The organism is Mesorhizobium sp. ZC-5 (assembly GCF_025753855.1).
In the GTDB taxonomy this organism is placed as follows: Bacteria; Pseudomonadota; Alphaproteobacteria; order Rhizobiales; family Rhizobiaceae; genus Neomesorhizobium.
Window position 1 is genome coordinate 1 of record NZ_JAOWPT010000011.1, and the last position, 14,190, is coordinate 14,190.

Annotated in this window: 19 protein-coding genes; 12 read left to right on the plus strand and 7 right to left on the minus strand. The window is 64.6% G+C overall.

Features of this window, described 5'->3' with window-relative positions; translation table 11 throughout:
* Positions 1-348 precede the first annotated feature (348 nt).
* The 6 genes from OHD58_RS22980 to moaB all read left to right on the plus strand — a co-directional run bounded on the left by OHD58_RS22980 (position 349) and on the right by moaB (position 4,045).
* Positions 349-573 (plus strand): DUF2007 domain-containing protein, encoded by a 225-nt coding sequence (locus OHD58_RS22980; protein WP_263805875.1) that lies wholly within the window; start codon positions 349-351, stop codon positions 571-573.
* A gap of 40 nt (positions 574-613) precedes the next feature.
* On the plus strand, positions 614-1,387 hold the full coding sequence (locus OHD58_RS22985) for a tRNA1(Val) (adenine(37)-N6)-methyltransferase (RefSeq protein ID WP_263805876.1): 774 nt from the start codon (positions 614-616) through the stop codon (positions 1,385-1,387).
* Positions 1,388-1,460: 73 nt separating this feature from the next.
* Positions 1,461-2,330: a S49 family peptidase gene (locus OHD58_RS22990; RefSeq protein ID WP_263806094.1), complete on the plus strand. Its 870-nt coding sequence runs from the start codon at positions 1,461-1,463 to the stop codon at positions 2,328-2,330.
* Positions 2,331-2,417: 87 nt separating this feature from the next.
* Positions 2,418-2,603 carry a hypothetical protein gene (locus OHD58_RS22995; protein WP_263805877.1) on the plus strand — a complete coding sequence of 62 codons (186 nt, stop codon included), beginning with the start codon at positions 2,418-2,420 and terminating at the stop codon, positions 2,601-2,603.
* 10 nt (positions 2,604-2,613) lie between these two features.
* Positions 2,614-3,507: a 4-(cytidine 5'-diphospho)-2-C-methyl-D-erythritol kinase gene (locus OHD58_RS23000; RefSeq protein ID WP_263805878.1), complete on the plus strand. Its 894-nt coding sequence runs from the start codon at positions 2,614-2,616 to the stop codon at positions 3,505-3,507.
* Complete coding sequence (gene moaB, locus OHD58_RS23005; protein WP_263805879.1) at positions 3,500-4,045, plus strand: molybdenum cofactor biosynthesis protein B; 546 nt, start codon at positions 3,500-3,502, stop codon at positions 4,043-4,045. Before OHD58_RS23000 ends, moaB begins: the two co-directional genes overlap by 8 nt.
* A gap of 90 nt (positions 4,046-4,135) precedes the next feature.
* Here the strand turns inward: moaB and OHD58_RS23010 are convergent, their stop codons facing one another.
* On the minus strand, positions 4,136-4,543 hold the full coding sequence (locus OHD58_RS23010) for a hypothetical protein (RefSeq protein WP_263805881.1): 408 nt from the start codon (positions 4,541-4,543) through the stop codon (positions 4,136-4,138).
* A gap of 259 nt (positions 4,544-4,802) precedes the next feature.
* Between OHD58_RS23010 and OHD58_RS23015 the strand changes: the two genes are divergently transcribed.
* A complete protein-coding gene (locus OHD58_RS23015) occupies positions 4,803-5,234 on the plus strand; it encodes a hypothetical protein (RefSeq protein ID WP_263805882.1) in 432 nt (143 codons plus the stop codon).
* A gap of 99 nt (positions 5,235-5,333) precedes the next feature.
* The gene (locus OHD58_RS23020) at positions 5,334-5,705 is read left to right on the plus strand and encodes a hypothetical protein (RefSeq protein WP_263805883.1); all 372 of its coding nucleotides are present in this window, start codon (positions 5,334-5,336) and stop codon (positions 5,703-5,705) included.
* 36 nt (positions 5,706-5,741) lie between these two features.
* On the opposite strand, the gene OHD58_RS23025 is transcribed toward OHD58_RS23020, so the two are convergent.
* On the minus strand, positions 5,742-6,251 hold the full coding sequence (locus OHD58_RS23025) for a glycosyltransferase (RefSeq protein WP_263805884.1): 510 nt from the start codon (positions 6,249-6,251) through the stop codon (positions 5,742-5,744).
* Positions 6,252-6,483: 232 nt separating this feature from the next.
* On the opposite strand from OHD58_RS23025, the gene OHD58_RS23030 reads away from it, so the two are divergent.
* The 4 genes from OHD58_RS23030 (at position 6,484) to OHD58_RS23045 (ending at position 11,340) form a co-directional block, all read left to right on the plus strand.
* A complete protein-coding gene (locus OHD58_RS23030; protein WP_263805885.1) occupies positions 6,484-7,425 on the plus strand; it encodes a glycosyltransferase in 942 nt (313 codons plus the stop codon).
* 605 nt (positions 7,426-8,030) lie between these two features.
* A complete protein-coding gene (locus OHD58_RS23035) occupies positions 8,031-8,981 on the plus strand; it encodes a hypothetical protein (RefSeq protein WP_263805886.1) in 951 nt (316 codons plus the stop codon).
* 304 nt (positions 8,982-9,285) lie between these two features.
* Complete coding sequence (locus tag OHD58_RS23040; protein WP_263806095.1) at positions 9,286-10,440, plus strand: PA0069 family radical SAM protein; 1,155 nt, start codon at positions 9,286-9,288, stop codon at positions 10,438-10,440.
* A gap of 171 nt (positions 10,441-10,611) precedes the next feature.
* Positions 10,612-11,340 carry a ribonuclease HII gene (locus tag OHD58_RS23045; RefSeq protein ID WP_263805887.1) on the plus strand — a complete coding sequence of 243 codons (729 nt, stop codon included), beginning with the start codon at positions 10,612-10,614 and terminating at the stop codon, positions 11,338-11,340.
* Between the two features lie 101 nt (positions 11,341-11,441).
* Here the strand turns inward: OHD58_RS23045 and OHD58_RS23050 are convergent, their stop codons facing one another.
* The 5 genes from OHD58_RS23050 to OHD58_RS23070 all read right to left on the minus strand — a co-directional run bounded on the left by OHD58_RS23050 (position 11,442) and on the right by OHD58_RS23070 (position 14,066).
* Positions 11,442-11,921, minus strand: coding sequence for a F0F1 ATP synthase subunit B (locus OHD58_RS23050; RefSeq protein ID WP_263805889.1), 480 nt, complete (start codon positions 11,919-11,921; stop codon positions 11,442-11,444).
* A gap of 13 nt (positions 11,922-11,934) precedes the next feature.
* The gene (locus OHD58_RS23055) at positions 11,935-12,507 is read right to left on the minus strand and encodes a F0F1 ATP synthase subunit B (protein ID WP_263805890.1); all 573 of its coding nucleotides are present in this window, start codon (positions 12,505-12,507) and stop codon (positions 11,935-11,937) included.
* 68 nt (positions 12,508-12,575) lie between these two features.
* Complete coding sequence (locus OHD58_RS23060) at positions 12,576-12,800, minus strand: F0F1 ATP synthase subunit C (protein ID WP_149763079.1); 225 nt, start codon at positions 12,798-12,800, stop codon at positions 12,576-12,578.
* Between the two features lie 71 nt (positions 12,801-12,871).
* On the minus strand, positions 12,872-13,621 hold the full coding sequence (locus OHD58_RS23065; protein WP_263805891.1) for a F0F1 ATP synthase subunit A: 750 nt from the start codon (positions 13,619-13,621) through the stop codon (positions 12,872-12,874).
* A 34-nt stretch (positions 13,622-13,655) separates the two neighbouring features.
* Entirely contained in the window at positions 13,656-14,066 is a 411-nt protein-coding gene (locus OHD58_RS23070) for an AtpZ/AtpI family protein (RefSeq protein ID WP_263805892.1), read from the minus strand.
* Positions 14,067-14,190 lie beyond the last annotated feature (124 nt).

The following is a 14,190-nucleotide window of genomic DNA, read 5'->3' on the forward strand; positions in this document are numbered from 1 at the left end:
TTCACTGGCATCGGGAGGCCTGAGCCACTGGCTGGAATAGGTTTCCCTCAACCATTGAACTTCGCCTTGGCCGATGCGAACCGGTTCGACGCCATCCAATGCGGGCCTGGTCCCGTTCAACCAAGAGTATGCGGAGAACAAAGCTACGCCGGCTACTATGAAGTGAAGTAACGGTTCTCGAAACAGCTTCATACAATAACCCTATGCTTCAAATCCCGGCCCGTAAACTGCACAGAAGTTCTTTTCGGCGGGACTCTACGGTGATCCGCTCAAGGTCAATACCTGCCCTAACCTCAAGCCTCACCCTCCCTCTTTACCTCGCCCTCCCAACCTGCCACCCTTCGCGCTATGATCGAACTTGTCAGAACCAACGACGCCGTGCTGATTTCCTTCATCGAGGCACTGATGCGTGACGCGGGCATCGAATTCCTTGTCGCCGACCAGAACATGAGCGTGCTTGACGGCTCGATCGGGGTGTTGCCGCGCCGCGTCCTGGTGGTCGACGACGACATCGACGAGGCGCGCAAGATCCTCGCCGACGCCGGCATCGCCAACGAGATCAAGGGCGCCTGAGGCCGCTTCAGCCATGGATTGTTCGGGCGCCGCAACGGGCATGAAAACAGCCTCGCACACGATCGACGCCTTTCACCGCGGCCATTTCTTCCTGGTGCAGCCGCGCGGCAAGGGCCACCGCGCCGGCATGGATGCCATGATGCTTGCCGCCGCCGTGCCCTCTTCTTTTTCCGGCCGGCTTGCCGATTTCGGCGCCGGTGCCGGTGCCGCGGGGCTCGCCGTCGCGTCGCGCTGCGCCGGGGCCAGCGTGGTGCTGGTCGAGCGCTCGGCCGAGATGGCGGATTTCGCCGCGCAGACGCTGGCGCTGGACCAGAACGCCCATCTGCGCAACCGCGTCTCCCTGCTCACCGCCGACGTGACCCTTACCGGCAAGGCGCGGGTCGCCGCGGGGCTGGCCGATGCCTCCTTCGATTTCGTCGTCATGAACCCGCCCTTCAACACGGCGCGCGACCGGGCGACGCCCGACGCGCTGAAGGGCGAGGCGCATGTCATGGAAGACGGCATGTTCGAGCGCTGGATCAGGAGCGCCGCCGCGGTCGTGCGGCCGCGCGGCCGCCTCGCACTGATCGCGCGACCCGGGTCGCTCACCGCCATCCTGGCAGCACTCGGCGGTCGCTTCGGCGGCGCCGAAATCGTGCCCATCCAGCCACGCGCCGACGAACCGGCGATCCGCATCATCCTGCGCGCCGTGCGCGGCTCGCGCGCCGGCCTGTCGCTGATGCCGCCGCTTATCCTGCACGATGCCTCCGGCGACCCGTTTTCGCCGCATGCCGACGCCATCAACAACGGCCGCGCCTCGCTGTTCGGCGATTGACTTTCCCGCCTGCCATTGCGGATATGCTGCGAATTCCTACATGCGGATGGACGACACCCCGGAGACTTCCTTGCTGAGACGCCTTTTCCGACGCCTCTTGCCGAAATCGATGCGTTCCGACGCGGTCACCATTCCGGTCATCCGCCTGCATGGCACCATCATGAGCGGCGGCGGCCAGCTGCGGCCCAATTTGTCGCTCGCTTCCACCGCCGGCGTCATCGAAAAGGCCTTCGCCTTCCCGGATGCGCCCGCCGTCGCCATCTCCATCAATTCGCCCGGCGGCTCGCCGGTGCAGTCGCGGCTGATCTATAAGCGCATCCGCGACCTGGCCGCCGAGCGCAAGAAGAAGGTGCTGGTGTTCGTCGAGGATGTCGCCGCCTCGGGCGGCTACATGATCGCGATCGCCGGCGACGAGATCATCGCCGACCCGTCATCCATCGTCGGCTCGATCGGCGTCGTCTCGGCCTCGTTCGGCTTTCCCGAGCTGATGAAGAAGATCGGCGTCGAACGCCGCGTCCACACCGCCGGCCAGAACAAGGCGGTGCTCGACCCGTTCAAGCCGGAAAAGAAGGAAGACGTCGAGCGGCTGAAGGCGCTGCAGCTCGAAGTGCACGATACCTTCATCGACCTGGTGAAGCAGCGCCGCGGCTCGAAGCTCGCCGACGACCCGGAGCTGTTCACCGGCCTGTTCTGGACCGGAAAGCGTGGCCTGGCGCTCGGCCTGGTCGACGCGCTCGGCGACATGCGCTCGGTGCTGAAGGACCGATACGGCGCCAAGACGCGGCTCAAGCTGATCTCGCCGCCGCGGGGCCTGTTCGGACGCGGCATGGGTTTTTTCGGCGCCCGCGACGGCTTTTCGGCGCCCGATATCGCCCAGGCGGCGGCCGGCGGCATCATCGATGCGGCGGAAGAGCGCGCGCTGTGGAGCCGCTTCGGCCTTTGAAAGAACGCGCAAGGCGGTTATCATGCGCTTGACGCAACCTTCCCGGCAAGGTCTCTGGCCGGTGCTCTCTAAGGGAGGAGCGAACCGATGCCGCAGCTCATTTTCTTCGCCCTGGTCGGCCTCGTTGCCTGGTACGGCTACCGCCATTTCGTCAGGGAAGCCGAGCGGGTGACCGCCAAGGTGCGCCGCGAGGAACACCAGGCCGCCACCGGCACGCAGGGCACGCTGGTCAAGGATCCCGAGACCGGCGAATACCGGCTGGCCAAGGACTGATCCCGTCCTGATGGACTTGCCTTTGCCTTCGATCACCCGGTACGCGCCGGCCAAGATCAACCTCGCGCTGCATGTCACCGGCCGGCGGCCCGACGGCTATCACCTCATCGAAAGCCTCGCCGTGTTCACGCGCTTTGGCGACCGCGTCGGCGTTTCGGCTTCGGATGAGGACCGTTTCTCGGTCAACGGGCCGTTCGCGGCCTATGTGCCTCTCGACGACACCAATCTCGTGCTGCGCGCCCGCGACGCGCTGCGCGCCGCCTATCCCGGCCCGGCCGTCACGCCCGTCGCCATCACGCTGGAAAAGAACCTGCCGGTCGCGTCCGGCATCGGCGGCGGCTCCAGCGACGCGGCGGCGGCGCTGCGCGGGCTGGCCGAGTTCTGGGCGATCGACGACGCGGCCGCACTTTTGCGCATCGGGCTTTCGCTCGGCGCCGATGTGCCGATGTGCCTCGCGGCAACGCCGCTGGTCGCACACGGCATCGGCGACGGCCTGACCACCGTGCCCGGCTTTCCCGCGCTCGGGCTGGTTCTCGTCAATCCCGGCATTGCTGTGTCGACGGCCGACGTGTTCGGCGCGCTGGCGCAGCGCGACAACGCCCCGCTGCCGCCGCTGCCGCCGTCCATCGACTTCCATTCCCTGCGCAACTGGCTGGAGACCACCCGCAACGACCTCGAGCCCGTCGCGCGGACGCTAGAGCCCGCGATCGGCGCCGCCGCGGCTGCGCTCGACCGCGCCGGCTCGAGCTTCACCCGCATGTCGGGCTCCGGCGCCACCTGTTTCGGCCTGTTCGAAACCGGCAATGTGGCCAAACGCGCCGCCGTCGCCATCCGCGGCCGCCATCCCGGCTGGTTCGTCGCCGCGACGCGCAGCACGGCATCGGAGGACGAAGCGCATGGGTGAGGCACGCTCCTTCATCCCGATCCGCATCGCGGTGCTCACCGTCTCTGACACGCGGACGCTTGCAGACGACAAGTCCGGCCAGACGCTGGCCGACCGCATCATCGATGCTGGCCATCTGCTCGCCGCCCGCGCCATCGTCACCGACGACAGGGACAGGATCCGCGACCAGGTGCTGGCGTGGTCGTGCGACGAAAAGATCGACGTGATCATCACCACCGGCGGCACCGGCTTCACCGGCCGCGACGTGACGCCGGAAGCACTGGAGCCGATCTTCGAAAAGCGCATGGATGGCTTTTCCGAAGTTTTTCACCGCATTTCCTACGACAAGATCGGCACCTCGACGATCCAGTCGAGAGCGACCGGCGGCGTCGTCAACGCCACCTTCGTCTTCGTGCTGCCAGGCTCGCCCGGCGCCTGCAAGGATGCCTGGGACGGCATCCTCAAGGCACAGCTCGACTACCGCCACATGCCCTGCAACTTCGTCGAGATCATGCCCCGGCTCGACGAGCATCTGAAGCGCGGCAGCAAGACGGCATAACGTCCCTCCCCCTTGTGGGGAGGGGTTAGGGGTGGCGGTACTTCGGTACTGGGGTGCTTCGGGAATTTACGCCTTCCCGCAAGAAATCCCCTACTCCGCGCTTCCCTCCAGCAGCGACGCCTTGATCTCGCGGTTCACCGCGCCGTAGGGCGACGAGGTGACATAGACCAGTTCCATGTCGCTCTCCGCGACGAAGGTGCCCGGCACGCCGGCCGGCAGGTAGATCAGCTCGCCGGCATTGGCGGTCACTTCGGTTACGCCGCTCGCCACCGTGCAGCGGCCCCTGGTCACCACCAGCACCTCGTCATAGGCGAATTCGAAGCTGCTGTGCGCGCCTTTGGGAGCACGCAGGAAGCCGACACCGCCCAGCTTCGCCGCCGGCGTCTCGTCCTCGTTCACCACGTCGGCCAGCGCGATGCCCGACCACTCCATCCAGTCGGTGGCGTCCTCGAGGGTGAATTTGCGGACAGCGCGAAAGTCGGATTCTCTGGAATTCATGGGTATTGCTCCTGTCTGTCTTCAAGGAGCGCTCCTTCTAGAGCTTCAAGCCGGCTTGAGGTCAAGCGCGGATCCGAGTCTCACGTGCCGGTATGTCGAGCGCCTCCCGTGGCGGCACCATCGGCAACCATCAATTGTATTGCTTCCTTCACCTCGCGCAACAGCTTCCATTAGAGGGTTTTAAAACGCGGAGCCTGTGTTACTCTCGCATCGTTACGATGTGAAACAAATCGTCATACGGCGAGAAAGAAGGAAGAAGATGTCTCAGACAGAGAATCTCTCGCAACGCTGGGAGAACTATAGTCCATCGAAGACCCTTTGGTTTTGGTCTCTCATGGGCGCCGCCATCGTCACCATGCTTGTCGGCTTCACCGTCGGCGGGTGGACGACCGGCGGATCGGCGGCGGTAATGGCCGAAAAGGCGGCGCGGGACGCCCGCGCCCAACTCGCGGCCAGCATCTGCGTCGAAAAATTCGTGACCACGGCCGGCGCCGACAAGCTCACCGCACTCAAGGAAGCGTCGCAGTGGCAGCGGGACAATTTCGTCGAGGAAGGCGGCTGGACGCAGCTGATCGGCATCGAAAAAGCCGTCCCGGGCGCCGCCGATCTCTGCGCCACCGAACTGGTGGCGTTGGACAGCCTTCCGGTGCGCACCGTTGCGCCTGCCGTCTCGACGACCACCGACGGTTGATCCCCTCGTCTCCCGGCCACCGGCCGGGAGACTTACGATGGTAGGCCGGGCGTGTTTTCGATAGAAGTCGAGTGCGTTCCCATGGAGGTGTTGTCCCGCATGATCGATTTGAAGTTCGTCTCAGGTTGCGCCGTGGGCATGCTGCTCGCTGTCGTGGGGGCTACCCCCGTCAATGCCGAAAGCAGGATGTGGATCGATTCCGCCGCCAGCAAGAGAAGAACCTGCCCGTCGTTCGAATGCGGCATCATCGGGCGGTTTTTCTTCCGCGAGACGGTAGTCGTCTACGAGACCGCGGATGGCTGGTCGCGGGTGTCGCAATATTACTCCGCCGGCTGCAGCGACGGGCGCTCGGCCTTCGTCGATTCCGGGCGCGACGACTGCGCAGAATCCAACGGCATCAGGAACGGAGAGTTCGCCGAATGGGTCCGGTCCGACTTCCTGGCCGCGACCCGGCCGGACAATCCGGGATAGAGCCGGCGACCGAAAATTCGCCGCCGTTCCTGCCGGTCATTTCTTCGGCGGCGCGACCAAGATCTCCGCCGCCAGCAACTTTGTCGCCAGTCCGCGCGCCACCGCTTCGGCGTCGCGCGCCGATTTCGAAAGCGTTGCCGCCTGCCGCTTGGTGATTAGCAGGCCCTGGGCGAGCGCCCGGCCGCCGGTGAACACCCGCGACAGGAACGGCGCGCGATCCTTGCGCGAGCGCGAAAAACGCGCCGCCATGGTCAGCTTGCCCACATGCTGTAGAACATCATCTATCCAGCCGTCGGCCAGCCTGGCGCCGGGCTCCAGCAGAAGCAGCCAGTCGCCTTTCGCCTGCGCGACACCGGCGGCGATGCCGCCATCTGCCAGATAGTGGCAGCCGGCATGTTCGGCGACGTAATGGGTCTGGTCGGTGGAGCCCCGGTCGCAGACGATCACCTCACGCACGACGCCTTCCACCGCGCCGCCCACCAGCGACGCCAGCGTGCGCGCCAGCGCCTCCTCGTCGTTGCGTGTCTCGATCAGCACGGAAAGCATCGTTTCCGCGTAGCCGAAAGCTGTTTGAAACGCCAGTTGCCTGTCCGCAGTGCAAATGATTTGGCGCCTCCCTCAGGAAAAATCGCCCAGCGATTGTGCATCGCACAAGACAACCCGTTCGTTCTGCCAACCGACTGGAAGTGATTAGGTTTTTGCGTCAAGCGTTTAGCCGAAGCACGACGCGCTTGGCATGGATGATGCATTTTCTTTTGCAATGCAAAAGGAGAGCATCATGCCGAAGGCCACCGAAATCGACATCTGTGTCTGTACGTTTCGCCGGGCGGAAATCGCCGATACGCTGCGCTCGCTTGGCCGAATGGACATGCCCGTGGGTTACAAGGTTGGCGTGATCGTCGCCGACAACGACGGCGATCCGACCGCAAAGCCGCTCGTCGCCGCGCTCGCCCGCGAACTGCCTTTTCCGGTTCGCTACATCCATTGCCCGGCGGGAAACATTTCGATCGCGCGGAACGCCTGCCTGGATGCAAGCAAGGCCGGCTTTGTCGCCTTTATCGACGACGACGAAACCGCATCCAGCCAGTGGCTGGTAAAACTGGTCGAGGCGGCGGACATCACCGATGCCGATGCGGTGCTCGGGCCGGTCAAGGCGCAATACCGGCCCGAAGCGCCCAAGTGGATGCGGCGCGGCGATTTTCATTCAACCGCTCCTGTGTGGATCCAGGGCGAGATCCACACCGGCTATACCTGCAACGTTCTCCTGCGCATGGACGCGACCAGCATTTCCGGCCGCCGCTTCAGCCTGGCGCGCGGCCAGACGGGCGGCGAGGACACGGAATTCTTCGATCATGTGCACAAGGCTGGCGGCCTGATCGCCTATGCAGCCAAGGCTTGGGTCGACGAGTTGGTGCCGCCCGCCAGGGCTACGTTCGGCTGGCTCGGCCGGCGCCGCTACCGCGTCGGGCAGACCCATGGCCACTTGCTGCGGGACAAAACGGCGGGGAAAGCGCTGGTCCGGCAACTCGGTCTCGTGTCGGCGAAGGTGGCCTTCTGTTTTGTATCGGCCGTCGCGACCGCCGTCTGGCCCGTTCGCCGAAACCGCAGCGTGCTCAGAGGCATCATGCATATTGGCGTGTTGAGCGGCCTCGTCGGCGTCGGTGAAATCCGCCAATACGGAGTGCCTGCATTGGGCGAGCGACCGAAACGCGCAGCCTGATGGCTGCGCCCTCGGCGATTGGCGGAAACGCCGGCGCCGGCGCTATTTCCGAGCGGCATCTGACGTTTGAACTTCAGCCCTTCGAGCTGCTCGTTGCGCAGCGCCTGCCAAGCAGGTTCTCCGCCTTGTGGCGTCGGCGCGCACGGTGCGGGCGAAAGTGCGGTGGCTGGACGGCGTGCGCTGGCGCATTGCTTAGCCCCCTCTCTTGCGATTTCTAACGCTTGGCCTCCGCTGGCGTCCATGCCGCTGAAATGTCGGTGCGTTGGTTCGCTCCGGCCAAGACGTTGAAATCGCTTTCTCCCCCGCAAGGGGGGAGATAGCCGGCATCCACCCTCGCTCCAATCGCCAACGCCGAAGATTGGCGGAACGGCGGGGCGAGCGTATCTCCCCTTTGGTGGGGGAGAAAGCGATTTCAACAGCTTAGCCGAGCCGGACGAAGTCCGTCTTCGCGAGGCTAAATGTTAGAAATCGCAAGAGAGGGGGTCGCTTCGTGACCTGACGTTCATTCCAAATTGTCACCATCTGTCAGGAATATTTTCTCCCTCTTTATCCCCACCCCTCCAGCTGCCCCGCATAATCCTTCTCGCAACTTGGAAGGAACGGCAATGGACTGGAACCTGGCAATCGAGCGGAATCGGGAGGCACTGAAGCGCATCCTGGCGATGCTCGTCGCCATGGCGGAACTCGGGGGACAGTTTACTTTCTTTCCGCAGAAAAGCGCGCTGCCTCAAGGTTCAGTGCTGGCGGAAAAAAGTAAACTGTCCCCTGCATCGACCCTGCCGCGCCATCTCCACACCGCCGTGCTCCGCCTGCTGCGGCCGGCTGAGGCCGCCGTACGGCGGCTGATCATCGTGGCGGCGCGTAGCGTTGTCGTCCCGCCCCCTCCACCACGCTCCGCGTGGTCCCCCTCCCCCGCTTCGCAGGGGAGGATCAGCGGCGCCGCCGGCACGACCTGGATCCTCCCCCTCCTGAGCTTATCGAAGGAACGGCGGAGGGGGACCGCCGAAGGCGGTGGAGGGGGCGCGGGGACAATCTCCAGCGTTGAAGTAGCGGGCATCGCAAAACCGCACCTCGCCACCCGCCCGCTCGCCCTGCCGCTGTTCGATGCACTGCCGCGCTGGAATATCCGCCCCCGACGCCCGGTCCCCACCAGCGTGCCGCGCATCTCGGTGCCCGGCTACACCACACTGTCGCCCATCGTGCCCCGCCGCCTGCCAGCACCCGACGACCCGGTCGACGCCACCCGTCTCGGCCTGCGGTTCGCAGCCCTTGCCGCCGCCCTCGACGACCTGCCGCGCCAGGCAAAACGCTTCGCCCGCTGGCGTGCCCGGCGCGACGCGATCATCGCGCAGGACAGAAACCCCGATGCCGCCGAGCAAACCGGAGAACCGCGCCGCAGCAAGCCACACCGCATCTGGCCGCTGCGCCCCGGCCGGCCGCCCGGCCAGCACCCGAGGCAGGGCCGGAAAAAATCCCGGCACGATGTCCACGAAATCCTGAAAGACCTGCACGGCCTCGCCTTCGACGTCCTGGAGGAGCGCCGCGACACATCCTGACGGTGGTCGCGTGCGCGATTGTGCGCTGAACCCGGAACCCGTCCATTGCCCTGCCGGGCAGCGAGCGGGCGATGGAACCTGCCGCGATACCGGCGCTCATCCAGCCTGGGTTCCTCGCCCCTCCGGGGAGAGGTGGCTCGGGCAAAGCCCGAGACGGAGAGGGGGTCGCTTATGAAGCGCAGCACAGCCCGTTCATCCACCTCCGCGCAGAAAGTTCTTGCTTTGTTCTCATGGAGAAAATAGGAATAGTTTCATGAACACCGCGATTCGCCAGACCGCCGAAACACCTTGGGAACGAGCTAAAGTGGAACAGATCGTCCGCGCCGACATTGCTGCTTTTGGGAAAGGCAGGGCTGAAATGGCGAATGCAATGATCGAGCAGAGTGAAATCCGCGTCCGTCCCGACCGCAACCGCGGCAGGTCGGCGGGCATCAATCCGTCCGGCCGCTTCGAGCCGGTGAGCCGCCATGTCTTCGACGACGGCTGGAATTCGCTCGAGGAACTGCCGCCCTTCAAGACCGAAGTGCAGGTCGAAAAGCCGCGCACCATCATCACCCGTAACGATTCGCCGGACATTTCCTTCGACCGGTCGATCAACCCCTATCGCGGCTGCGAGCACGGCTGCGTCTACTGCTTCGCCCGGCCGACGCATGCCTATATGGGCCTGTCGCCGGGGCTGGATTTCGAATCGAAGCTGTTCGCCAAGCCGGATGCGGCAAAACTGCTCGAACGGGAGCTGTCGAAGGACGGCTACCAGCCGCGCACCATCGCGATCGGCACCAATACCGACCCCTACCAGCCGATCGAAAAGCAGTACCGCATCATGCGCGAGGTGCTGGAGGTTCTCGATGCCCACAACCACCCGGTCGGCATCGTCACCAAGTCGGCGCTGGTGACCCGCGACATCGATATCCTGTCGCGGATGGCCGAGCGCGGGCTGGCCAAGGTGGCGCTGTCGGTGACGACGCTCGACCGCATGCTGGCCCGGGTGATGGAACCGCGCGCCTCGACGCCGACCAAAAGGCTGGAGGCGATCCGCCAGCTGACGGACGCCGGCATCCCGGCCTCGGTCATGGTAGCGCCGATTATCCCGGGGCTGACCGACCAGGAGATCGAGCGCATCCTCGACGCGGGACGCGCCGCGGGCGCCCGCGATGCCGGCTACGTCATCCTGAGGCTGCCGCTGGAAGTCGCTCCGATCTTCAAGGACTGGCTGCTGCGTCATTATCCTGACCGCTACCGGCATGTGATGTCGCTGGTGCGCTCGATGCGCGACGGCAAGGACTACGATTCGGAATTCGGCAAGCGGATGAAGGGCGCGGGACCTTATGCATGGCAGATCGGCCGCCGCTTCGAGATCGCCGCGCGCAAGCTCGGCCTCAATTCCGAAAGGACGCGGCTACGCAGCGACCTGTTCCGCGCCCCGGCCAGGCAGGGAGAGCAACTCAGCCTGCTGTGACCGAGCATGTTCCCGAAAAGTCCGCGACTTTGTCGGGAACATCGGCAGACAAAATACCCCATCCCGTCCGGCCACTCCCCTGTCCGCCTGACGGTGCCTTCCTGGACCGCCGCCCCATACGGCCGGGAAGGACTTGCGGAGAATCGGAGCCGATGCGAACCTCGCCGCACCATGGCTCGCGCGCGTTCCGATTCTCCGCCCCTCTTCGATATCGACTGCAAACCCGATTTCGCGTTCGAAAAACGTGCGATCAAGGAAGGCCAATGGCCGGTCGCCGGGCTCGACGAAGCCGGACGCGGCCCGCTCGCCGGGCCGGTGGTGGCGGCCGCCGTGATCCTCAACCCGAAGCGCATCCCCAAGGGCCTCGACGATTCCAAGCGTCTCACCGCCGAGCAGCGGGATCTGCTGTTCGACAAGATCCTGGCATCGGCGCTCGGCGTGTCGATGGCCTCGATCTGCGCGGAAGGCATCGACAGCATCAACATCCTGCGCGCCAGCCTGGAAGCGATGCGCCGCGCCGCCCTCGGTCTCAGCGTCCAGCCTCGCCTGGCGCTCGCCGACGGCCGCGACATCCCGCCCGGTCTGCCGTGCGAGGGCCGCGCGCTGGTCAAGGGCGATCAGCGTTCGCAGTCGATCGCCGCCGCATCCATCGTCGCCAAGGTGATGCGCGACCGCATGATGTCGGGCTGCGGCCAGGCGCATGTCCATTACGGCTTCGAGGCGCATATGGGCTACGCCACCCCGCGCCACCGCACCGCGATCGGCAACCACGGGCCGATCGCCCGGCTGCACCGCGTGTCGTTCGCCCCGTTCCGGCTCGGCGTGGAAGCGGCGGAATGCGATCCGGACATGCTGATCGACGCGCCGTTGGAGACGCACCCCGCCGCCACGTCAGGATAAGTGGTCGGTCACTGTCGCAACATTTGGCTGGGGTTTGCACAAGCCAACAAAAAAGCCGCCAGGTTGCCGGGCGGCTTTTTTGAAAACCCTGCATCGGCGGCTCAGTTGAGCTTGGCCTTCACTTCCTGCAGCGACGACTTGAAAAGTTCAGCACCGGTCTTGGCGTCGACCTTGTCGCCGAGAAGCTTGCGTGCCGCCTCGACAGCGATATCGACGGCGCTGGCGCGCACTTCGTTCACCGCGTCGCGTTCGGCCTGGCCGATCTTCTGTTCGGCAAGTGCCGTGCGGCGGGCGACATATTCCTCGGTCTTCTTCTGCGCCTCGACGACCAGCTGATCGGCCTCGCGCTTGGCGGCGGCGACAATGTCACCGGCCTCCTGCTCGGCTTCCTTGCGCTTGCGCTGGTATTCGGCCAGCAGCTGCTGGGCCTCCTCGCGCAGGCGCCGCGCCTCGTCGAGTTCATTGCGGATCTTGCTCGCCCGCTCGTCGAGCGACTTGGTGATCATACCCGGCACCTTCATGTAGAAGATGATGCCCAGGAAGATGATGAGAGCGACGAATGCCCAGAATGTTGCGTCCATGGCCGCGCTCCCGTTACCTGACGGCCTTGACGGCGGCCGCGACAGTTGCCTTGTCGAGCTTGCCGCCGACCAGTTCCTGTACGATCGCACCGGCCGTGTCTTCGGCGATGGTGCCGACTTCCTTCATGGCCGCAGCCTTGATGGAGGTGATATGCGCTTCGGCGTCGCCGAGCTTCTTGTCGAGGCTCGCCTCCACCTTCTTGCGTGCGGCTTCGGCGCTCGCCTTGGCGCCGTCGCGGGCCTCTTGGCCGATCGCATTGGCCTTGGTGCGGGCGTCGGCGAGTTCCTGCTCGTAGGCGGCAACCGCGGCGTCGGCCTCTTCCTTGAGGCGTCCGGCCTGATCGAGATCCTGCTGGATGCGGTCGTGGCGAACTTCAAGGATGCCGCCGATACGCGGCAGCACAGCCTTCTTCAAGAAAAGATAGAACAGCCCGAAGGTGATCGCGAGCCAGAGTATCTGCGACGGAAAGGTCGACGCATCGAACGGCGGAAACGACCCACCGCCGTGTCCGGCATCCTCTACGGTATGCGCTTCGTCCAATGCCGGAGCATTGTGTTCCTGCGCGTATCCCGGTGTCACAAACATCAAACTTCCCCTGTCCACTCGCTCCGGCCGCAATGCTGCGGCCGGTCAGATCGCTTTTCCGTCGGCTCTTAGGTGAAGAGCAGCAGGAGGGCGACGAGTAGCGAGAAGATGCCCAGAGCTTCGGTCACGGCGAAGCCGAAGATCAGGCGGCCGAACTGGCCGTCGGCAGCCGACGGATTGCGCAGCGCGCCGGCGAGGTAGTTACCGAAAATGTGGCCGAGGCCGATGCCCGCGCCACCCATGCCGAGGCAGGCGATGCCCGCACCGATTGCCTTTGCTGCTTCTGCTTCCATTGTCCAACTCCTTGTGGATCTCAAATAAATTGCAGTTTCAGGTGGCGGATGAAACCGCCGGCGAAATTTTCCTAGTGGCCAGGGTGAATGGCGTCGTTGAGGTACATGCAGGTCAGCACCGCAAAGACATAGGCCTGGAGAAAGGCCACCAGAAATTCAAGCCCGGTGATCGCCACCGTCATGGCGAGCGGCAGGATCGATCCGGCGACCCCGACGAAACCGAAGGCGCTCAGCGACGTCACGAAACCCGCGAAAACCTTCAGCGTGATATGCCCGGCCAGCATGTTGGCGAACAGACGAACCGAAAGGCTGATTGGCCGCGACAGGAACGAGATCACCTCGATCAGCACGACGAGCGGAATGAGGATTCCCGGCACGCCCGACGGCACGAACAGCTTCAGGAAGCCGATGCCGTTCTTCATGAAGCCATAGACGATGACCGTGCCGATGACGAGCAGCGCCAGCGCGAAGGTAACGATGATATGGCTGGTGACGGTGAAGAAATAGGGAAACAGGCCGAGCAGGTTGGCGACGAGCACGAACATGAACAGCGAGAAGACGAACGGGAAGAACTTCATTCCCTGCGAACCGGCCGCGTCGCGCAGCATCGACGCCACGAATTCATAGGACATCTCCGAAACGGACTGGAGACGCCCCGGAACCAGGCCCCGGCTGGACGTGGTCAGGAACAGAAACGCGCCAGCGGCGGCAACCGTCGCCACCATGAAGGCGGAAGCGTTGGTGAACGAGAAGTCGAGCCCGCCGATTTCGATCGGAACCCATTTCGAAATCTGGAACTGGTGGATCGGATCGTTGGCCACCTTAACCCCTCACATCCGCGCCCGCGGGCGCCATTCATTTCTTGTCCGACCCGTCGACGTCCTTGCCGGACTGCTTCGGGCCTTGTTTCGCAACCAGTCCCGCCGAGCGCAGGACATTCAATACCCCGGCGCCGAAACCGAGCAACAGGAACACGATCAGTCCCCACGGGGAGGTCCCCGCAAAATGGTCGACCGCCCAACCGAGAGCGACACCAACCGCGATCCCCGCGATGAATTCGCTGGAAAGCTTCAATGCTTGCCCGAACCCGGCGGCACCGCCGGAATTCGTGCCTTCACTCCCGGAACGCTTTTCCGGCCGCCTCGCCGCAAGAGTTGCTTCGAGATCGCGCCGGCGGCGCTCGAGGTCGTCGTCGCGAACGTCAGGCCTATCTGGATTTCCGGGCCCGGTTTTGCCGGTTTCGTCTGGCCGAATGGGTGTGGCCACCGCAACCTCCCTGCCCGGCCAGCCGCAAACCTGCTGTCCGCTTCAAAGTCGCGCGCAACATAGTTAGCGGGCATGTCCCAGTCAAGCCACGCAAGGGTGCCTTAGAGTATGTATTTAAGATAAT